At 69.1% G+C, this 19,381-nt stretch carries 18 protein-coding genes; 6 read left to right on the top strand and 12 right to left on the bottom strand.

Annotation, left to right across the window (positions count from 1 at the left end; genetic code table 11):
• On the bottom strand, positions 1–1,179 hold a 1,179-nt coding region (locus HFP15_RS34455), incomplete at its 3' end, for an MFS transporter (RefSeq protein ID WP_168521327.1).
• Between the two features lie 79 nt (positions 1,180–1,258).
• Positions 1,259–2,353 (bottom strand): adenosine deaminase, encoded by a 1,095-nt coding sequence (locus tag HFP15_RS34450; protein WP_168521325.1) that lies wholly within the window; start codon positions 2,351–2,353, stop codon positions 1,259–1,261.
• A 208-nt stretch (positions 2,354–2,561) separates the two neighbouring features.
• Between HFP15_RS34450 and HFP15_RS34445 the strand changes: the two genes are divergently transcribed.
• Positions 2,562–3,677 carry a coiled-coil domain-containing protein gene (locus HFP15_RS34445; protein ID WP_312871892.1) on the top strand — a complete coding sequence of 372 codons (1,116 nt, stop codon included), beginning with the start codon at positions 2,562–2,564 and terminating at the stop codon, positions 3,675–3,677.
• Positions 3,678–3,731: 54 nt separating this feature from the next.
• On the opposite strand, the gene HFP15_RS34440 is transcribed toward HFP15_RS34445, so the two are convergent.
• The 6 genes from HFP15_RS34440 to HFP15_RS34415 all read right to left on the bottom strand — a co-directional run bounded on the left by HFP15_RS34440 (position 3,732) and on the right by HFP15_RS34415 (position 10,465).
• On the bottom strand, positions 3,732–5,009 hold the full coding sequence (locus HFP15_RS34440) for a thymidine phosphorylase (protein WP_168521323.1): 1,278 nt from the start codon (positions 5,007–5,009) through the stop codon (positions 3,732–3,734).
• The gene (locus HFP15_RS34435) at positions 5,006–5,395 is read right to left on the bottom strand and encodes a cytidine deaminase (RefSeq protein ID WP_168521321.1); all 390 of its coding nucleotides are present in this window, start codon (positions 5,393–5,395) and stop codon (positions 5,006–5,008) included. Before HFP15_RS34435 ends, HFP15_RS34440 begins: the two co-directional genes overlap by 4 nt.
• On the bottom strand, positions 5,395–6,672 hold the full coding sequence (locus HFP15_RS34430) for an ABC transporter permease (protein ID WP_168521319.1): 1,278 nt from the start codon (positions 6,670–6,672) through the stop codon (positions 5,395–5,397). The genes HFP15_RS34435 and HFP15_RS34430 overlap by 1 nt, the downstream gene beginning before the upstream one ends.
• Positions 6,669–7,757 (bottom strand): ABC transporter permease, encoded by a 1,089-nt coding sequence (locus tag HFP15_RS34425; protein WP_168521317.1) that lies wholly within the window; start codon positions 7,755–7,757, stop codon positions 6,669–6,671. The genes HFP15_RS34430 and HFP15_RS34425 overlap by 4 nt, the downstream gene beginning before the upstream one ends.
• On the bottom strand, positions 7,754–9,286 hold the full coding sequence (locus HFP15_RS34420) for an ABC transporter ATP-binding protein (RefSeq protein WP_168521315.1): 1,533 nt from the start codon (positions 9,284–9,286) through the stop codon (positions 7,754–7,756). The genes HFP15_RS34425 and HFP15_RS34420 overlap by 4 nt, the downstream gene beginning before the upstream one ends.
• Before the next feature lie 78 nt (positions 9,287–9,364).
• Positions 9,365–10,465 (bottom strand): BMP family lipoprotein, encoded by a 1,101-nt coding sequence (locus tag HFP15_RS34415; RefSeq protein ID WP_168521343.1) that lies wholly within the window; start codon positions 10,463–10,465, stop codon positions 9,365–9,367.
• A gap of 387 nt (positions 10,466–10,852) precedes the next feature.
• On the opposite strand from HFP15_RS34415, the gene sdhC reads away from it, so the two are divergent.
• Genes sdhC through HFP15_RS34395 form a run of 4 tightly spaced genes read left to right on the top strand, consistent with a single transcriptional unit; the run spans position 10,853 to position 14,301 of the window.
• Positions 10,853–11,296, top strand: coding sequence for a succinate dehydrogenase, cytochrome b556 subunit (sdhC, locus tag HFP15_RS34410; protein ID WP_168521313.1), 444 nt, complete (start codon positions 10,853–10,855; stop codon positions 11,294–11,296).
• Positions 11,296–11,712, top strand: coding sequence for a succinate dehydrogenase hydrophobic membrane anchor subunit (locus HFP15_RS34405; protein ID WP_168521311.1), 417 nt, complete (start codon positions 11,296–11,298; stop codon positions 11,710–11,712). The genes sdhC and HFP15_RS34405 overlap by 1 nt, the downstream gene beginning before the upstream one ends.
• Positions 11,713–11,734: 22 nt before the next feature.
• Complete coding sequence (gene sdhA / locus HFP15_RS34400) at positions 11,735–13,522, top strand: succinate dehydrogenase flavoprotein subunit (protein ID WP_168521310.1); 1,788 nt, start codon at positions 11,735–11,737, stop codon at positions 13,520–13,522.
• The gene (locus HFP15_RS34395; RefSeq protein ID WP_168521308.1) at positions 13,522–14,301 is read left to right on the top strand and encodes a succinate dehydrogenase iron-sulfur subunit; all 780 of its coding nucleotides are present in this window, start codon (positions 13,522–13,524) and stop codon (positions 14,299–14,301) included. Before sdhA ends, HFP15_RS34395 begins: the two co-directional genes overlap by 1 nt.
• A 128-nt stretch (positions 14,302–14,429) precedes the next feature.
• On the opposite strand, the gene HFP15_RS34390 is transcribed toward HFP15_RS34395, so the two are convergent.
• Positions 14,430–14,669 (bottom strand): SCO4848 family membrane protein, encoded by a 240-nt coding sequence (locus tag HFP15_RS34390; protein WP_168521306.1) that lies wholly within the window; start codon positions 14,667–14,669, stop codon positions 14,430–14,432.
• Positions 14,670–14,752: 83 nt separating this feature from the next.
• Here HFP15_RS34390 and HFP15_RS34385 point away from each other — a divergent pair, with 83 nt between their 5' ends.
• Entirely contained in the window at positions 14,753–15,952 is a 1,200-nt protein-coding gene (locus HFP15_RS34385) for a D-alanyl-D-alanine carboxypeptidase family protein (protein ID WP_168521341.1), read from the top strand.
• A gap of 27 nt (positions 15,953–15,979) precedes the next feature.
• Here the strand turns inward: HFP15_RS34385 and yhjD are convergent, their stop codons facing one another.
• The 3 genes from yhjD to HFP15_RS34370 are packed head-to-tail and all read right to left on the bottom strand — an operon-like array spanning position 15,980 to position 19,377.
• Positions 15,980–16,981 carry an inner membrane protein YhjD gene (gene yhjD, locus HFP15_RS34380; protein WP_168521304.1) on the bottom strand — a complete coding sequence of 334 codons (1,002 nt, stop codon included), beginning with the start codon at positions 16,979–16,981 and terminating at the stop codon, positions 15,980–15,982.
• 58 nt (positions 16,982–17,039) lie between these two features.
• A complete protein-coding gene (locus HFP15_RS34375) occupies positions 17,040–18,605 on the bottom strand; it encodes an efflux RND transporter periplasmic adaptor subunit (RefSeq protein ID WP_168521302.1) in 1,566 nt (521 codons plus the stop codon).
• On the bottom strand, positions 18,598–19,377 hold the full coding sequence (locus HFP15_RS34370) for a DUF5666 domain-containing protein (RefSeq protein WP_168521300.1): 780 nt from the start codon (positions 19,375–19,377) through the stop codon (positions 18,598–18,600). The genes HFP15_RS34375 and HFP15_RS34370 overlap by 8 nt, the downstream gene beginning before the upstream one ends.
• Positions 19,378–19,381: the final 4 nt, after the last annotated feature.

The following is a 19,381-nucleotide window of genomic DNA, read 5'->3' as shown; positions in this document are numbered from 1 at the left end:
GGCGTGTACTGGGGTCAGGGGGATGGCCAGGGTTGGGAAGATCGCGGCGACGCAGAAGGCCAGTGCGTAGCGTGAGTCGCCGATGACCAGGCCCAGCAGGGGCGGCGTCAGCGACGCGGCGATGTTCTGCGCCGTGTTCTGCGCGCCCATCGCACGGCCCGCCCACGAGATGCCCGCCAGCTCCGCGGACGCGGTGAAGCCGAGCCCGTTGTCCGCCACCGTGATCACCGCGGCCAGCACCAGCGCGAGCAGCACCAGCCACGGCCACGTCGCGTCGCCCACCGCGACGAGCAGCATCACCGCCGCACTCGCCACCGCGAGCTGCCGCATCGGCCGCAGCCTGCTGCCCACCCGGTCCGACCAGTAACCCGAGCCCAGCCTGCCGAGCGCGCCCAGCGCCTGCACCGCGGCCAGGAACCAGCCCGCCGCCAGCGGGCTGAAGTGGTGCGCGCTGACCAGATACACCGGCGCGAACGCCGACACCGCGAACTGCGGCACCACCAGCAGCGCGCTCGCCCCGTGCAACCGCCACAGTGTGGGATGCCGGTACGGCGAGGCGGGTTTGGCCTCGCCCGCCTTCTTCGCCGGCCGCGGCGGGTCGATGACCAGCCAGGCGGCCAGCAGCGCGACGACGATCGCGAACCCGGCGGGGAACAGCATCGCCGCGCGGAAACCCCAGTGCTGCGCCAGCGGCGGCAGCGCCAGCGCGGCGACGCCGACCCCCAGTGGTTGCGCGGTTTGCCGGATACCCATCGCGACACCGCGTTCGGACGGTTTGAACCAGCCCATCACGGCGCGGCCGCTCGCCGCGTTGACCGATGCCGAGGCGGCCCCGGCGAGCAGGAACAGCGCGAACATCAGGCCCGCGGACGGTGCGCCGAGCCCGACCCCGAGCAGCAGCAGACCGGAGGCGCCCAGTCCGAGGGCCATGACCAGCCGCTCGCCGTAACGATCGGCCGCCGCGCCCCACGCGATCAGCGTGAACAGCAGGCCGATGCTCGGCGCCGCGACCACCGTGCCCGCCTGCGCCAGCGAGAACCCCGCGTCCGCGCGCATCTCCGGCACCAGGAACGGGATGCCGTAGAGGAACGAGCAGCTCGCGGTCTGCGCGGCGAGCCCGAGCGCGAGGATGCCCCACCGCCGTGCGCTCTCCGTGCTCGCCTCCGCCGCCAGTGCCATGACACCCGTCCCAAGATGCGAGATGATCGTCTTACATCTTGAACTTTACTTGCGTCGGCTAACTACCGCAACGGGATTTTCACACCAGCGGCGCGTAGCCCGGTTTGAGCACGTTGTTGATCAGGTCGAGGCGGCGGTCGAAATCGATGAACGCCGACTTCATCGCGTTGATCGTGAACCACTGAAGATCGGCCCAGCCGTAACCGAACGCCTCCACCAGTGCGGCGAACTCGCTGCTGACGGTGCATCCGCTCATCAACCGGTTGTCGGTGTTGACCGTCACCCGGAAGCGGAGCCTGGCCAGTAACCCGATGGGATGATCGGCGATCGAGGAAGCCGCCCCGGTCTGGACATTGGAGGAGGGGCAGATCTCCAGCGGGATGCGCCGGTCGCGCACGTAGCCGGCGAGCCTGCCCAGATGCACGGTGCCGTCCGGATCGGTTTTGATGTCGTCGACAATGCGCACGCCGTGCCCGAGCCGTTCCGCGCCGCAATGCTGAATTGCCTCCCAAATTGAGGCGAGCCCGAACGCCTCACCGGCGTGAATGGTGAAATGCGCATTATTGGTCCGCAGATATTCGAATGCGTCGAGATTGCGGGTCGGTGGAAATCCCGCTTCGGGTCCCGCGATGTCGAAACCGACGACGCCGTGGTCGCGGTAACGCACCGCGAGCTCGGCGATCTCCTGCGCGCGAGCGTGCTGACGCATCGCACACAGAAGAGTACCCATTTGGATGAATTTCCCCTGATCAGCGGCCCGACGTTCACCCTCGGCAAACCCCGCCTGAACAGCCTCCACGACGGCGTCGAGCGACAGGCCGCGCTCGACGAACAGCTCCGGCGCATACCGCACCTCGGCATAGACGACACCGTCCGTGGCGAGGTCCTCCGCGCATTCGGCGGCCACCCTGACCAGCGCGTCCTCGGTCTGCATGACTCCGCACGTGTGCGCGAAGGTCTCCAGGTAGGACTCCAGGGAGCCGGAGTCGGCGGCTTCGCGGAACCATCGGCCCAGCTCAGCGACGTCGGTACTGGGCAATGCGGAGTATCCGTGCGCCTCGGCGAGCTCGATCACGGTGCCCGGACGCAGGCCACCGTCCAGGTGATCATGGAGTAACACCTTGGGCACGCTCCGAATCGAGTCCAAGGTCAGCGGCGGTATGGAAGAGGACATGTCCTCACCGTACCCAGGGCTTTTCACCTACATGGCCGCACAACTCTCAGCCTCCACTTAACCCTCAGCTCCGACACAGTCATGTGGAATGGGCCATGCGAGTAGGGCTAGCCGAAGCTGCCTTTACGGGGGCGATACTCAGAGCAATTTCCCAATGGTTAAGCTTCGGCCCACGTCCCTTCTTTCCCCGCCGACGAAGGACATCGAAGTGACCACTGACAATCACATTGGAGCTCCGTCCTTCGACCGGATGCGCAACATGCTGGTGCGCGCGGCCGAAGTCCGGGAGAGCGAGCAGCAGCAGATCTTCGACGCGCTCGACGACATCTACGCGCGCCTGGCGCCGGTCGACTCGCTCGGTGCCGTGCGCAAGCGGCTGTCCGAACTGCCCGACCGGACCGAGGTCAGTGTGCTGGCCGAGCGGCTGGACGAGGCCATGTCCAAGCTGGAGGCGCAGGACAACGCGATCGCGGACCTGGCTCGTGCGGTGGAGAGCATCGTCGACAAGCTGGCGAAGCCGTTCGCGCAGCTGGACGGGCGGCTCGACGGCGTCGCCGCGCGGTTCGAGGCCGTGGTCGGCCGGATGGACGGGCTCGAGGACAAGCTGCAGGGCATCCACCGCCGGATCGACGAGCTGGGCGCGCACCTGGACAAGCAGGACGCGAAGATCGACGCGCTGCCCGCCGCCGTGACCGGTCCGGTCAAGGAACGCATCGAGCATGCCGAGTCCACCCTGCGGGAGCGCATCGAGGCCGGGGACGCCGACCTGCGCTCGCGGGTAGACGCGGGTGACGCCGACCTCAGGGCGAAGGTCGAGGCGCTGGACGCCGCCACCCGTGAGCGCATCGAGGCCACCGGCCAGTCGCTGCGCACGGCGCTGGAGGAGACCGGCGAGATGATCGACGCGTCCGAGCGCCTGGACTCGATGACCGGCAAACTGGAGACGATCACCAGCAGGCTGGACGAGCTGGCCGGCCGGATCGACAAGGTCGAGGACGGGGTCACCGCCCAGTTCGGCGACCTGGGCGGCACGGTCAAGACCGGATTCTCGCGGGTCGAGGGCACGCTGTCCGGCCAGCCGGACACCGATTCGGTGAGCAGCCTGGTGCGCAAGCACAACGAGGAGTCCGAGCGGCGCATCGGCGGCCAGCTGGACGAGGCGATGGCGACCTTCGCGGAGCTGATGCTCGGCGGCGGCCCGGCCGTCCCGCAGATCGCCGCGCCGCCCCCCGCTCCGCGCCAGCCCCGTCGCGCCCGCAACGGCCGCGCCCCCAAGGGCGCCGAGGTGAAGCCCAAGAGCGACGACGAGTCGACCGAGAACTGAGCGAGCGCCACGAAGGGCCGTTCCTCCGATTCCGGAGGGACGGCCCTTTTCGCGTCAACGGCCCCGCACGGTCTCCAGTACCAACGACGCCGATGGCGGAGCGGACGCCGACACCCGCACCGCCCCCTCCAGCGCCTCCAAGGCCCCGGCGACCGCCTCCGGCGTGTCGGTGTGCAGCTCCAGCAGCGGCTCCCCGTAGACGACCGGATCCCCTGGCTTCGCCAGGCACAGCACCCCCGCCGCCGCCTGCACCGGATCCTCCCGCCGCGCCCGTCCGGCCCCCAGCCGCCAGGCCGCGACCCCGACGGCGTAGGCATCCAAAGCGGACAACACCCCGGACGCGGGCGCGGGAACCACGTGCACATGTGCGGGCCGGGGCAACGGTGCCGCGGGATCCCCGCCCTGTGCCCGGATCATCCGCGCCCACGTCTCGTACGCCTCGCCGGACGCCAGGACCGCTGCGGGATCCACTTCGGACAGTCCGGCCAGCGCCAGCATCTCCCTGGCCAGCGCGACGGTCAGCGCCACGACGTCGGCAGGCCCGCCACCACGTAACACCTCGACCGCCTCGGCGACCTCGACCGCGTTACCGACCGCCCGCCCCAGCGGCGTGCTCATGTCCGTCAACACCGCCGTGGTGGCCACCCCGTGTGCCGTGCCGATGCCGACCAGCGTGCGCGCCAGTTCGCCTGCCTGCGCCCGCGTCTTCATGAACGCGCCGGATCCGACCTTGACATCGAGCACCAGCCCCGCCGATCCCTCGGCGATCTTCTTGCTCATGATCGAACTGGCGATCAGCGGGATCGACTCCACCGTGCCCGTCACGTCCCGCAACGCGTAGAGCTTGCGGTCCGCCGGGGCCAGGCCTTCGGTGGTGGCGCAGACAACCGCACCGACCGTGTTGAGCTGCCGGACGATTTCCTCCGTGGACAGCGCCGCCCGCCAGCCCGGGATCGACTCGAGCTTGTCCAGCGTGCCGCCGGTGTGTCCGAGCCCCCGCCCGGACAGCTGCGGCACGGCCGCCCCGCACGTGGCCACGAGCGGCGCCAGCGGCAAGGTGATCTTGTCGCCGACCCCGCCCGTCGAATGCTTGTCCACGGTCGGCCGGTCCACCCGCAGCGACAGCCGCTCACCCGAGTCGATCATCGCGCCCGTCCACGTGGCCGTCTCCGCCGCGTCCATGCCGCGCAGGAAGATCGCCATCGCCAGTGCGGCCATCTGTTCCTCGGCGACCGCGCCGCGCGTGTACGCGTCGACCACCCACCGGATCTCGTCGTCGGAAAGCCGTTCGCCGTCACGCTTGCGCCGGATGACGTCCACCGCGGTGATCACGGTAGATCCGCCGGGCCGAAGGCGTCCGGCAGCACCGCCGACATGGGCAGCACCCCGGACGGCGTGTCGACCAGGCACTCCGGGCCGCCCAGCTCGTACAGGATCTGGCGGCACCGCCCGCACGGCATCAGCAGCTCGCCGGCGCCCGACCGGCAGGCGACCGCGACCAGACGGCCGCCGCCGGTGAGCCGCAACTGCCCCGCCATCGTGCACTCCGCGCACAGGCCGAGGCCGTAGGAGGCGTTCTCCACGTTGCAGCCCAGCACGACGCGACCATCGTCGACCAGGCCGGCGACGCCGACGTGCAGCTTCGAGTACGGCGCGTACGCGTTCCGCGCGGCTTCGACCGCCGCGGAGCGCAGCGCCTCCCAGTCCGGAGTGGACATCAGTCGCCCTCCCCCCTCCGGTATCGCGCCCCGTCGGCCTTCGGCGGACGCAACCGTTGGGAGGCCACCGCGAGCACGATCAGCGTCACGAAGTGCGCGGTGTAAGGAGTCAGCTCGCTGGGCAGGTCGTCGTTGGCCCAGTAGATCCAGTACAGCACCGCCGCGCCGACCACGCCGAGCGCCGCCGCGACCCACCGCCGCCGGATCAGCTGCACCACGACGATCACGGCCAGCAGCAGCACCGCGCCGTACAACAGCGCCAGCACGGCCGTGCCACCACCGGACAGCCGCAGCCCGTCGGCGTATCCGAAGAGCGCCGCACCGCCGAGCAGCCCGCCTGGCCGCCAGTTGCCGAAGATCATCGCCGCGAGGCCGATGTAGCCGCGACCGCCGGTCTGGTTCTCCAGGTAGCCGCCGCCACCGGCGAGCAGCACCAGCGACGCACCGCCCATGCCGGCCAGCGCGCCGGAGAACAGCACGCCGATGTACCGGTACAGGTAAACGTTCACGCCCAGCGACTCCGCCGCCACCGGGTTCTCACCACACGAGCGCAGCCGCAGCCCGAACCGTGTCCGCCAGAGCACGTAGTAGCTGACCGGTACCAGCAGGATCGCGATCATCGCGAGCGGCGAGACCTTCGTGACCAGACCGTTGATCAGCCCGGCCGCGTCGGAGATGCCGACCCGTTGCTGCGCCTCGAGACGGCTGAGCCAGTTGGACAAGAACGTCGCCGAGTACGTGTCGAAGGTCGGCACCGGCGGCGACTGGCGCGGGTTGTTCGACAACGGCTCGAAGATCAGCGTCGCGAGGTACTTCGCGACGCCGAGCCCGAGCAGGTTGATCGCCACACCGGAGACGATGTGGTTGACGTTGAACGTGACCGTGGCGATCGCGTGCAGCAGCCCGCCCAGCGCGCCGAACAGCATCGCCGCGCCGAGACCGGCCCACACGCCGCCGTAGTAGGCGCCCCACGCCGCACCCCACGTGCCGAGGATCATCATGCCCTCGAGCCCGATGTTGATCACGCCCGCGCGTTCGGCCCACAGCCCGCCGAGCGCGGCCAGCAGGATCGGCAGGGCCAGCCGTAGCGCGGTCTGCGCGGTGTTGGTGGACGTCAGCGTGTTGACGCCGGTCAGATAGGACGCGGTGGACAGGATCGCGATGACGCCGACCGCCCACAGCAATCCCCTTGCCCAGCCCGGAATCCGGCGCTTCCGCTGCGGTGTGGGCACCGTCAGCGGCGTGGCCGAGGGGTTCTCGTCCGTCGTGATGCTCATACCGCTCCCCCTTCGGCGACGCTCGCCTGCCTGCCCGTCAGCGCGCGCCCGACGCGGCGCTGCGCGGCGGCCAGGTCGGCACGCTTGACGACCTCGTAGGCAACGACGACCGACAGCACGATCGCGCCCTGCATGATGACCGCGATCTCCTTGGGCACGTCGACCTGTTCCAGCGACACCGCGGACTTGTCGAGGAACGCCCACAGCAGCGCGCCCAGCGCGATACCGCCCGGATGGTTGCGGCCGAGCAGCGCGACCGCGATACCGGTGAAGCCGTAGTTCTGGGTCGAGGTGATCGCGTAGGAGAAGTCGCGGCCGAGCAGTTCCGGCATCGCGACCAGACCCGCCACACCGCCGGAGAGCAGCATCGCGATGAGCGTCATCTTCTTCGCGCTCACCCCGCCCGCGGCGGCGGCCGTCGCGGACTCGCCGCTGGCTCGCAGTTCGAAGCCGAACCTCGTGCGGTTGAGCATGAACCAGTACGCCAGCCCGATGACCGCGGCGATGATCACGAACCCGAACAGCTCACCGCCGCCGATGGGGATGCCGGGCACCTGGCCGGACTTGTCGATCTGCTGGGTGCGCAGGTTGTTGCCGGTCAGCACGCCGAACTGCTGCGGATTGATCAGGAAAGCCACGATGCCGCCGACGATCGAGTTCAGCATGATCGTGGAGATGACCTCGCTCACGCCACGCGTCACCTTGAGGATCGCGGGCAGCGCGGCGTAGGCGGCACCGGCGAGCGCGGCGATCAGGATGATCACGGACGTGTGGATCACCGGCGGCAGGTGCATGGCGCCCCCGGCGATCGCGGCGATCACCGCGGCGAACCGGTACTGGCCCTCGACACCGATGTTGAACAGGTTCATCTGGAAGCCGATGGCCACCGCGAGCCCGGAGAGGTAGTACACGCATCCGAGGTTGAGCGTGTCGATCGCGGTGGTGCCGCGGAAGAGCTGTTCGACCATCGTGCCGAACGCCCGCAGCGGATCCGAGCCGGAGATCAGCAACGCGACCGAGCAGATCAGCAGCGAGAAGACGATCGCCAGCAGCGGCGGCAGGATCTTGGTACGCCAGGAAGTCATGCGGCCTCCTCCGCTCCGGTCATGGCCGAGCCCAGTTCCTGCGGGGTGACCGTCGCCGGGTCCGCTTCGGACACCAGGCGGCCGCGCAGCATGACCTGGATCGTGTCGGAAAGGCCGATCAGCTCGTCGAGGTCGGCCGAGATCAGCAGCACCGCGAGCCCCTGGTGCCGGGCCTGGCGGATCTGTTCCCAGATCAGCGCCTGCGCGCCGACGTCGACACCGCGCGTCGGATGCGAGGCGATCAGCAGCACCGGCGCACCGGAAAGTTCCCGTCCCACCACGAGTTTCTGCTGGTTACCGCCGGAGAGCGCGCCGGCGGGCACGTCGATGCCGGGGGTGCGCACGTCGTAGTCGTGCACGATCCGTTCGGTGTCCTTACGCGTTCCCGAGATGTCCAGCAGCTGCCCGCGTGACACCGGCTCGCGGGACTGGTAGCCGAGAATCCTGTTGGCCCACAACGGTTGTGTGAGCAGCAGCCCGTGCCGGGTGCGGTCCTCGGCGATGTAGCCGATACCGGCCTCGCGCCGCGCGAGCGTGCCCAGCCGGCTCAGCTCGCGTGCCTTGCCGTCGGCGTCGACCAGCTCGATCTTGCCGGCGGTCTGCTTGCGCAGGCCCATGATGGTCTCGACCAGTTCGGTCTGCCCGTTGCCCTCGACGCCCGCGATGCCCAGCACCTCACCCGCGTGCACGGTGAACGAGATGTCGTCCAGTACGGAGCGGTCGGTTCCTTCGGCCTTGAGCCCGAGACCGCGCACCCGCAGCACCTCGCGATCGGTCACAGTGGACTCTCGCGTCTGCGGGCTCGGCAGCTGCGAGCCGATCATCATCTCGGCCAGCTCCCGCGAGCTGACCGTCTTCGGGTCCACGGTGCCGACCGTGGTGCCCCGGCGGATGACCGTCACGGTGTCGGCGATCGCGCGCACCTCGTCGAGCTTGTGCGAGATGAAAATGAAGGTGAAGCCCTGCTCCCGCATCTCGCGCACGGTGTCGAACAGCGCGTCCACCTCCTGCGGCACGAGCACCGCCGTGGGCTCGTCCAGGATGATGATCTTCGCGCCGCGGTAGAGCACCTTGACGATCTCGACGCGCTGCCGGTCGGCCACACCGAGGCTTTCGACCAGCGCGTCCAGCGGGGCCTCCAGCCCGGTCTGCTTCGCCAGTTCGGCCAGCCGCGCGCCGGCCTTGCGGCCGATCCCGTGCAGGCTTTCCGCGCCGAGCAGCACGTTCTCGCGCACGGTCAGGTTGTCGGCGAGCATGAAGTGCTGGTGCACCATGCCGATCCCGGCCCGGATGGCGTCCTGCGGGTTGCGCAGCCGCACCTGGCCGCCGTTGATCGTGATCGTGCCCTCGTCGGGCTGCTGCATGCCGTAGAGGATCTTCATCAGGGTGGACTTGCCGGCCCCGTTCTCACCGCAGACGGCGTGCACTTCGCCCGCGTTGACGGTGAGGTTCACGTCGGAGTTGGCGACGACCCCGGGAAATCGTTTGGTTATCCCGGACAGTTCGACGACCGGGCTTGGATTGCTCATATCGTGTGAAGCTCCCCGAAAGGCGTAAGGGGCCCGGGAAGGGGTCGCCTTCCCGAGCCCCGCACGGGACTGCCTTGGTCAGTTGCTGGGAGTGGAGGAAACGGTGATCTTGCCGTTGATGATCTGCGACTTGTAGCCCTCGAGCACCGGCTTGATGTCGTCGATCCTGCCGCCGGAGGTGGCGTAGCCGACACCGTCGACCTTGAGGTCGAACCGCTTGGGCAGCGAGCCGATCGTGTTGGTCGCGACCGCCATCAGGTAGTCGTAGACCGCGACGTCCACGCGCTTGAGCATCGACGTGATGATCACGTCCTTGCTCGCCGCGACGGTGGCCTGGTTGTACTGGTCGGAGTCGACGCCGATGGCCATGGCGCCCGCCGACTTCGCGGCCTCGAACACGCCCTTGCCCGACGCGCCCGCGGCCTGGTAGATCACGTCCGCGCCCTTGCTGATCTGGGCGGCGGCGACCGTGTTGCCCTTGGCCGGGTCCTGGAAGCCGGTGAAGTCACCGGCCGGGGTCAGGTACTCCTTCTCGATGGCGACCTTGTTCGAGGCCGCCTTCGCGCCCTGCTCGTAGCCCGCCTGGAACTTCTGGATCAGCGGCGTGTTCACGCCACCGACGAAGCCGATGTGGCAGTTCTTGCTCTTGTAGACCGCGGCGACGCCCACGAGGAAAGAACCCTGCTCCTCGGAGAACACCAGCGGCGTGACGTTCGGCTGGGTGATGGAGTCGTCGTCGATGATCGCGAACTTGGTGTTCGGGAACTTCGGCGCGACGGCCTTGACGGCGTCGGCGTAGGCGAAGCCCACGGCGATGACCGGGTTGTAGCCGTTGGTGGCCTGCTGGGACAGGCGCTGCTCCTTGGCCGCCTCGTCCTCGCTCGGGCCCGCGGTGCTCTCGTTGACGTCCTTGATGCCGAAGTCGGCCTTGGCCTTGTCCACCCCAGCGGCCGCGGCGTCGTTGAATGAGGCGTCCCCGCGCCCGCCGATGTCGAACGAGAGACCGACCCGCATGGAGCCGGCGTTGGGCTTGTTGCCGGTGGAACTGGACGAGGTGGCCCCCGCCGGCGCGGCCGGTGCGGTACTGGTCACGCACGAGCCGGCCGCGTTGTTGGTGTTGCCACTCCCGCTGCCGCCGGAATCCTTGGCGCAACCGGCCAGCGCGAGCACCCCGGCCATGGCGGTGGCTGCCAGCGCTGTGGCACGTGTTCTACGCACGCTTTTCTCTCCCTCCCCGCTGAGTTACAGCGGACCCGAGCACGACCCGGCGCGAGTCGGCCGGGTTCGACGGGCGAACGCTACCGGCCGGTGAGCTTTACGCCAGGCGAATACCACCGCCTGTAACCTAAATGTTTGCTTGTGTCGCGGCACGGCTATCCATCCGGCACATCATCGAAAACATCACCTGGGCGAGTGACGTAGGACACGCGCACCGTGTCTGGTCGATCACACACGACAACCCGAGGTTGAGTGCCCTCACGCGCGCGGGTTTAGCATCCGTCTATCCAGGCTCGTTGACGATTTCACCGGGCACAGTCCAACCACGACGTTGGAGGCCGTTCACCGATGTCCACCACGGCTACCCCCGCCGCTGAGCCGGCGGCGGAGGCGAGCGATCGGGCGGGTGCCTCACGCCGGAAAGGGACCTTCTACCGGGGCGACCCCGGCATGTGGTCCTGGGTCCTGCATCGGATCACCGGGGTACTCACCTTCTTCTTCCTGTTCGTCCACGTACTCGACACGGCGCTGGTCCGGGTCTCGCCGCAGACGTACGACTCGGTCATCGAGACGTACAAGACGCCGATCGTGAACCTGATGGAGGTCGGCCTCGTCGCCGCCGTCCTCTACCACGCGCTCAACGGCATCCGCGTGATGCTGGTCGACTTCTGGTCCAAGGGCCCCAAGTACCAGAAGCACATGCTGTGGGCGATCATCGTCATCTGGGTGGTCGTGATGATTCCCGGCGCGCTCGCGATGGTGTGGCGCACGTTCTTCGGAGGTGCCTCCTGATGAGCACCGAATCCCTCGCGCTCGACAAGCCGCGCTCCCCGCGCCGCCCGGCGGCCCGGCGGAGCAACTTCGAGCTCTACAGCTGGCTGTTCATGCGGATCTCGGGCCTCGCCCTGATCGTGCTGGTGCTCGGCCACCTGTTCATCATGAACATCCTCGACGGCGGCGTGCACCGCATCAACTTCGGTTTCGTGGCAGGCCGCTGGGCGTCGCCGTTCTGGCAGTTCTGGGACCTGGCGATGCTGTGGCTGGCCGAGATCCACGGTGGCAACGGCCTCCGCACGATCATCGACGACTACGCCCGCAAGGACGTCACCCGGTTCTGGCTGAAGATCGTCCTGTACGTCGCCATGGCGATCATCCTGTTCGTCGGCACACTGGTGATCTTCACGTTCGACCCGAACATCGCCAGCTGACCCCACCACCAAGGAAGCGGATATGCAGTTCCACAAGTACGACGTGGTGATCGTCGGCGCGGGCGGCGCCGGAATGCGCGCCGCCATCGAGTCGGGGCAGCGGGCCCGCACCGCGGTGCTGACCAAGCTCTACCCGACGCGCTCGCACACGGGTGCCGCACAGGGCGGCATGTGTGCCGCGCTGGCCAACGTCGAAGAGGACAACTGGGAGTGGCACACCTTTGACACCGTCAAGGGTGGCGACTACCTGACCGACCAGGACGCGGCCGAGATCATGGCGAAGGAAGCCATCGACGCCGTGCTCGACCTGGAGAAGATGGGCCTGCCGTTCAACCGGACGCCCGAGGGCAAGATCGACCAGCGGCGTTTCGGCGGGCACACCCGTGACCACGGCAAGGCCGCGGTGCGCCGGGCGTGCTACGCGGCCGACCGCACCGGTCACATGATCCTGCAGACGCTGTACCAGAACTGCGTCAAGCACGGCATCGAGTTCTTCAACGAGTTCTACGTGCTCGACATCGCGATGACCGAGACCGAGGACGGCCCGGTCGCCTCCGGCGCCGTCGCCTACGAGCTGGCGACCGGTGAGATCCACGTCTTCCAGGCGAAGTCGATCGTGTTCGCCACCGGTGGTTTCGGCAAGGTCTTCAAGACCACGTCGAACGCGCACACGCTGACCGGCGACGGCATGGGCATCTACTACCGCAAGGGCCTGCCGCTGGAGGACATCGAGTTCTACCAGTTCCACCCGACCGGCCTCGCGGGCCTTGGCATCCTGCTCACCGAGGGTGCCCGCGGCGAGGGCGCGATCCTGCGCAACGAGTCCGGCGAGCGGTTCATGGAACGCTACGCCCCCACCATCAAGGACCTCGCGCCGCGCGACATCGTCGCCCGGTCGATGGTGCTGGAGGTGCTGGAGGGCCGCGGCGCCGGGCCGCACAAGGACTACGTGTACCTCGACTGCACTCACCTCGGTGCCGAGGTGCTGGAGACCAAGCTGCCGGACATCACCGAGTTCGCCCGCACCTACCTCGGTGTGGACCCGGTGAAGGAGCCGGTGCCGGTGTACCCGACCGCGCACTACGCGATGGGCGGCATCCCCACCAACGTGCACGGGGAAGCCTTGCGGGACAACGACAACGTCATCCCGGGCCTGTACGCGGCCGGTGAGGTCGCGTGCGTGTCGGTGCACGGTGCGAACCGGCTGGGCACCAACTCGCTGCTGGACATCAACGTGTTCGGCCGCCGCGCGGGCATCGCCGCCGCCGAGTACGCGCAGGGCCACGAGCACGTCGAGCTGCCGGAGACCCCGGCGCGGCTGGTCGAGGGCATGGTCGAGCACCTGCGCACCGCGCACGGTGGCGAGCGCGTCGCCGACATCCGCACCGAGCTGCAGCAGACGATGGACACCAACGCCGCCGTCTACCGCACCGAGGACACGCTGAAGACGGCGCTGACCGACGTGCAGCGGCTCAAGGAGCGCTACGGCCGGATCTCGGTGCAGGACAAGGGCAAGCGGTACAACACCGACCTGCTCGAGGCCGTGGAGCTCGGCTTCCTGCTCGACCTGGCCGAGGCGCTGGTCAACGCGGCGCTCGCGCGCAAGGAGTCCCGTGGCGGGCACGCCCGCGAGGACTACCCCAACCGCGACGACGTCAACTTCATGCGGCACTCGATGTCGTACAAGATGCTGCCGGAGAAGGCGGACCCGGACGCCCCGCTGGGTATCAACGGGTTCACGGCCGACATCCGGCTGGACTACAAGCCGGTGGTGTTCACCCGGTACGAGCCGATGGAGCGGAAGTACTGATGACCGCAGTAGCAGAACCGACCGCGAACGACACGTCGCAGGTCCCCGCGCCGGAGGGCTCGGTCACCATCACGATGCGGATCCTCCGGTTCAACCCGGAGGTCGATTCGGAGCCGCACTGGGAGTCCTACGACGTCCCGGCGCTGCCCACCGACCGCGTGCTCAACGTGCTGATGAGCATCAAGAACTACGTGGACGGCACCCTGTCGTTCCGCAGGTCCTGTGCGCACGGCATCTGCGGGTCCGACGCCATGCAGATCAACGGCATCAACCGGCTGGCCTGCAAGGTGCTGGTGAAGGACCTGCTGGCCAAGGAGGGCAAGCAGACGGTCGTCACGATCGCGCCGATCAAGGGCCTGCCCACCATGAAGGACCTCTATGTCGACATGGAGCCGTTCTTCGAGGCCTACCGCGCGGTCAAGCCCTACCTGATGGCCTACGGCAACGAGCCGACGCGTGAGCGCATCCAGTCGCAGGCCGACCGGGAGCGTTTCGACGACACCACCAAGTGCATCCTGTGCGCCTGCTGCACCTCGTCGTGCCCGGTGTACTGGAACGACGGGTCCTACTTCGGCCCCGCCGCGATCGTCAACGCGCACCGGTTCATCTTCGACTCGCGTGACGAGGGGTCGGAGGAGCGGCTGGACATTCTCAACGACGCCGAGGGCGTGTGGCGCTGCCGCACGACGTTCAACTGCACCGACGCGTGCCCGCGTGGCATCCAGGTGACGAAGGCGATCCAGGAGGTCAAGCGCGCGCTGCTGTTCAAGCGCGTCTGAGTTTCCCGCAGAAGGGCCCGGCCGGTTTTCCCGGCCGGGCCTTTTTCGTGGGTGGGTCGATGCCGGGTGGGTCCGCCCTGCACTGGCCGATCCTGCGGGGCGGGCTGGACGAGCTGGGCTGAGCCCGCTCAGGCCGCGGTTTTCTCGGATTTCCGCGCACGCAGGCCGCGCAACCCGATCACGCCGATGATCGTGCCGAGAATGAACGACACGATCGCGAGAATCAGGTGCACCACGAAGAACGCGGTCGCCGAACCGTCAGGTGCCCAGGAATTGTCGCTGGCCCACAGGTTCTTCACGAACGTGATCCAGATGATCCCGGACCAGATACCGAAACCGAGCAGGAACCAGGCGACTTTCGAAGACATGCCCTTGAGTATCCCTCGATCGAATTGCCACGCCGCTTCGGGGAACTGTTGGAGTGGTGTTCTACGCTCGCCTGGTGCGCAGGTTGAGCCCGCGATGGGCGCTGGGAGTCGTTGTCGCCCTGTTGTCCGGTTTTCTGCTGGGCACACCGCAGGCACAAGCGGTCCAGACCTGTCCTGATCAACAGGCCCCGCCGCCGCCGGTGGACACGTCCGAACGACCGGCGCCCGGCCAGGCCGTGCCCGCCGCCCTGCCGGTGCCCGCGCAGCCCATCGGCGGCGCCAGGATGGGCGAGTGCGCAGCCGTGTTCCCGTCCGGCGCCGCGGCCCCGCCGGAGACCACGGCGGCCTCCTGGGTCGTCCAGGACCTCGACAGCGGCGCCGTGGTCGCGGCCAAGAACCCGCACGCGCGTGAACGGCCCGCGTCGCTGATCAAGACCCTGCTGGCGCTGGTCGCACTGGACGAGCTCAAGCCCACCGACGTCGTGGTCGCGACGGACGAGGACGCGAAGCAGGAGTGCACCTGTGTCGGCCTGGTCGCGGGCGGGTCGTACACGGTCGACCAGCTGATCCACGGCCTGCTCATGCATTCGGGCAACGACGTCGCGCACGCGCTGGCGACGAGGCTCGGCGGAGTGCCCGCGACGCTGCGGAAGATGAACGCCAAGGCCGTGTCGCTGGGCGCGATGGACACGCGCGCCGCGACGCCGTCCGGGCTGGACGGGCCGGGCATGTCGACCTCGGCCTACGATTTGAGCCTGATCTTCCACGCGGCGATGAACCAGCCGGAGTTCGCCGGCGCCGTCGCCACGAAGGGCTTCCAGTTCCCCGCCCAGCTGGGCAAACCGCCGTTCTCGATCGTCAACGACAACAAACTGCTCGGCGTGTACCCGGGCTTTCTCGGCGGCAAGACCGGGTTCACCGACGACGCGCGGCACACCTACGTGGGCGGCGCCGAGAAGGACGGCAAGCGGCTCGCGGTGGTGATGGTGCGCGCCGAACAGCGTCCGACGCTCGTGGTCAACCAGGCCGCGCAGCTGCTGGACTACGGCTTCGGCCTGGCGAAGGCCGGCGCGGCGCCGGTCGGCGAACTGGTGCGGCCGAGCGCCACCGAGAGCACCTCGTCCGACGGCACCCAGCCGGTGGCCGCGCAGTCGGATTCCGGCACGAGCACGAGCACCCACGACGAGTTCGGCGTGACCGGCTGGATCATCACGCTCGTGGTGGCGTTGCTGATCATCGCCGGGTTCGTCGTGCACCACCGGCGCGCCACCGCCCGCCACTAGGGTGCGGCGCCGCGCCCGACGTCCGAGCTAGGACCTGCGCCGCCCCATCCAGGCGAGCATCGCGCCGAGCCCGAAGGCCCCCGCGACCGAACCCGCACCGGGGCCGCGCCGCACCTGGACCACGGGACTGATCACCGCGGGCGGCGGCGGTTCGACGACCCGGACGATGTTCTCGCGCGCGGTGGCCGTCCACGCCGTGACGAACAGCAGGAACCGGGAAACCAGGTTCGCGAACACCAGCAGACCGATGATGGGCCCGAAGATCGCGCCGCTGGGCGAGCTGGTGACGCTCGCCAGGTACACCGACGCGACCTGCTTGAGCACCTCGAACCCGATCGCGGCGATGAGCGCGCCACGCACCGCGCTGCGCACGGTGACCCGCTCCCTCGGCAACCTGGCCAGCACCCACAGGAACACCAGCATGTTGGCCAGCAGCCCCAGCACGATCGTCGCCACCCGGAGCAGGAACAACGCCCAGCCCTGGTTGGCGAGCCCGATCTGCTCCAGCAGCCACTTCCCGACGCCGCCGCCGACCGCGGTCAGCCCGAAGGACACCAGCAGCGCCGCCCCGAGCCCGGCGAGCGAGAGCAGGTCCTTGATCGTGGTACTCACCAGCGGAAGCTTCTTCTTCTCCTGCCCCCACTGCGCGGTGAGCGCGTCGCGGAGGTTGGTCATCCAGCCGAGCCCCGAGTACAGCGCCAGCAGCAGCCCGATGATCCCGGTGGCGCCCCTGGACGCGAGCGCCGCCGTGACCAGCTGGTTGAACAGCCCGCCGAGCCCGGGCGGAGCGGACGAGAGAATGCCCTGGCTCAGCTTGTCGAGCGCGGCCTGGTTGCCCGCCAGCACGAACCCGACGACCGAGAAACCGACCATCAGCAGCGGGAACAACGACAGCACGCTGAAGTAGGTGATCGCGGCGGCGTAGTGGTTGCCGTAGCGCTCCCCGAAGGCCTCGTTCGCTCTGATCACGTGGTCGAGCCACGGGTATTTCCTGCGCAACCTGGGGACGAGCTTTTCCTTCTCCGCCACATACGGACGTTAACCAGCTCCGGCCCGGCCCGCAATTCGACCACAGTGGACGGTTGGCTCAGCCGCCGCGCCGCACCGCGCCGCCACCACCTCCGCCGACCAAGCCGCGGGCGTTGGTGTTCGACGTCGGCAACGCCTGGCTCAGATCGGCCAGCACCACCTCGTCGCCCGCCTTGAGCCCGGAGGTGACCTCGGTGGTCGACGCTCCGACCACGCCGAGGGTGACCCGCCGCTCGCTCGTCGCGCCGCCGGAAAGCGTTTCCACGAAGGCGCCGCCGCCGACGAGGTGCACCGCCGAGGTGGGCACCGTGACGGCCGCGTTCGCCGTGTTCGTGATGATCGACACCGCGGCCGTCGCGCCCTGGTGCAGTTCCGTACTGGCGGGCAACGACACCGTCACCGGATAGCTGGGCGATCCCGAGGAGGTCGTGCTCGACAGCAACCCGATCGACACGACCTGCCCGTCGATGGGCTTGCCGCTGCCGTCCGGGGTCACGCTCACCCGCTGCCCCGGTTTGATCTGCCCGGCCTGCGTGTCGCTGACCGCCGTACTGACCTGGTTCGCGCCGGGCCCGAACACGACGATGTGCTGCTGGTTCGAGGCGTTCTTGCCCGCGCTGAACCCGACCTCGCCGACCGTGCCGGTGATCGGGCTGACCAGTGTGGCCGCCGCGAGATTTTGTTGTGCCACCGCGATCTGCGCGTTGGCGGCGTCGATCGCGGCCTGGTCGGCGGCGAGTTGCTCCGCCGAGGCCGGGGTGCTGGTCTTCGTGCTGCCGCTCGTTCCCGGGGAGGACTGGCTCCCGCCCGAACTCTTGGACGAGCCCCCGCTCGGCGCCGAGTTGCTGGGCGCCTTCGTGCTCGGCGTCTGCGCGCTGGGCGTGCGGGTGCTCGGTGCCGGGGTGCTCGGGGTGGGCTCGACGGGTTTGCTCGCCGCGGCGTTCGCGGCCAGCGTCGCCGACAACGTGTTCTCGGCGTCGGCGAGTTTCTGTTCGTCGACGGCGGTGGTGTGCTGGGCGTTTTGCGCCTGCTGGATCGCCGAGGTGCACGCGTCGACGGTGTTCTGGTCGCTCGGCTGTTTCGCGTCCATCACCGGCTGGCACGCCTTCTGCTGCGCCGAAACCGCGGCCGACGCGGCCGTGAGGTCCTCGTCCACCTGATGCTGCGCGGAGGTCACGGCGTCCTGCTGCGATTTGAGATCCGAGGGCGCCGACGCCGACATCAGATACACCGCGGGCGTGGCACGGCTGCTCGCCGCCGTGCTCTGCCCGCTCTGGTCGGCCGCCAGCCTCGCCTGTGCGGTGGCCAAAGTGGACTGTGCGGAGGCGACCTGCCCGGCCAGCGACGTGGTGTCCAGCTGTGCCAGCGGCTGTCCCGCCGTGACCTGTTGTCCCGCCGCGACGTCGACCGCGGAGACCAGGCCGCTGGTCGGGAACGACAGTGCCGCCTGCGTGACGGCCTGGATCGTGCCCGCCGTGTCGAGCGTCGCGGTCACCGGGGCCGGCCCGGCGACCGCCGTGCGGTAACCGGGTGAGCTGGACGCCGACGTCGTCCAGAAGACGACCCCGCCCGCGACGACCACGACCGCACCGGCGATGGCGATGGCGATGGCGCGCTTAGCCATTCGTGCCCCCGCCCGCGTTCGGGCCGCCGTTGCGCTGGCGTCCGGTTCCGCATCCGTTCGGACCGGCCTGGCTGATCACGATCGTCTTCGCGGTGACCGCGCCGGTGTCGTCGGTCTGCCCGGTGGCCGCCACGCACTCGCCCACCTTCAGCGCCGACGAGTTCGCCGCTTCCGACTTCGTGTACGTGGTCGAGGAGTCCACCGAGACCTGCACGTCGGTGGTGGCGCCGGTCTGGCGGTTGTCCTGCCGCACGGTGAATCCGGTCGGGCTCACGGCGGTCACCGTGCCGAATGCGCGCCCGCCACCCGCCGGGTTGTTGCCGTTGGTTCCCGACGGCCGCGGCGCGCGGCTGCCGGTGCCGTTCTGCGGCCGCATCCCGCCGGGTCCGCCGCCGAATCCGGCGGTGCAGCCGCCTGCCGTCGCCGCGCTGATCTCCACGGTCTTGGCGGCGACCGGCGTGCCCGTGCCGGTGACCACGACGCACGATCCGGTGGTCACGTCGGCCAGCGCGGCCGCGACCCGGTTGGTGAACGTCGTGTCGCCGGAGTAGTTCACGGTGACCTGGCCGGAGCTCGCGTTCTGCAATTCGAGGCTCGACTGGGCGAGCGCCGCGACGGTGCCGGAGGCTGCCGGGCCGCCCCCGCGGCCGGCCGAGGGCTGTGCCGCACTGGTCGGGGCCGCCGCGGTGGGAGTGCCGGACGAAGAGCCACACGCTGCCACGAGCAGCACGAGCGCGCCGCCGATCACGGCAGGCACAAGGCGTCGGAACATGATT

This window comes from Amycolatopsis acididurans (genome assembly GCF_012328925.1).
Lineage (GTDB): Bacteria > Actinomycetota > Actinomycetes > Mycobacteriales > Pseudonocardiaceae > Amycolatopsis_E > Amycolatopsis_E acididurans.
The sequence above is the reverse complement of the archived record's forward strand: the minus strand, read 5'-3'. Positions and strand labels throughout refer to the sequence as shown.

Bases quoted from the DNA above. Each gene is read 5' to 3' on its own strand.
- HFP15_RS34450 (WP_168521325.1), bottom strand. From the start codon at position 2,353: ATGTCCTCTTCCATACCGCCGCTGACCTTGGACTCGATTCGGAGCGTG.
- HFP15_RS34435 (WP_168521321.1), bottom strand. From the start codon at position 5,395: ATGTCCACTCCGGACTGGGAGGCGCTGCGCTCCGCGGCGGTCGAAGCC.
- HFP15_RS34430 (WP_168521319.1), bottom strand. From the start codon at position 6,672: ATGAGCATCACGACGGACGAGAACCCCTCGGCCACGCCGCTGACGGTG.
- HFP15_RS34425 (WP_168521317.1), bottom strand. From the start codon at position 7,757: ATGACTTCCTGGCGTACCAAGATCCTGCCGCCGCTGCTGGCGATCGTC.
- HFP15_RS34420 (WP_168521315.1), bottom strand. From the start codon at position 9,286: ATGAGCAATCCAAGCCCGGTCGTCGAACTGTCCGGGATAACCAAACGA.
- HFP15_RS34415 (WP_168521343.1), bottom strand. From the start codon at position 10,465: ATGGCCGGGGTGCTCGCGCTGGCCGGTTGCGCCAAGGATTCCGGCGGC.
- sdhC (WP_168521313.1), top strand. From the start codon at position 10,853: ATGTCCACCACGGCTACCCCCGCCGCTGAGCCGGCGGCGGAGGCGAGC.
- HFP15_RS34405 (WP_168521311.1), top strand. From the start codon at position 11,296: ATGAGCACCGAATCCCTCGCGCTCGACAAGCCGCGCTCCCCGCGCCGC.
- sdhA (WP_168521310.1), top strand. From the start codon at position 11,735: ATGCAGTTCCACAAGTACGACGTGGTGATCGTCGGCGCGGGCGGCGCC.
- HFP15_RS34395 (WP_168521308.1), top strand. From the start codon at position 13,522: ATGACCGCAGTAGCAGAACCGACCGCGAACGACACGTCGCAGGTCCCC.
- HFP15_RS34390 (WP_168521306.1), bottom strand. From the start codon at position 14,669: ATGTCTTCGAAAGTCGCCTGGTTCCTGCTCGGTTTCGGTATCTGGTCC.
- HFP15_RS34375 (WP_168521302.1), bottom strand. From the start codon at position 18,605: ATGGCTAAGCGCGCCATCGCCATCGCCATCGCCGGTGCGGTCGTGGTC.
- HFP15_RS34370 (WP_168521300.1), bottom strand. From the start codon at position 19,377: ATGTTCCGACGCCTTGTGCCTGCCGTGATCGGCGGCGCGCTCGTGCTG.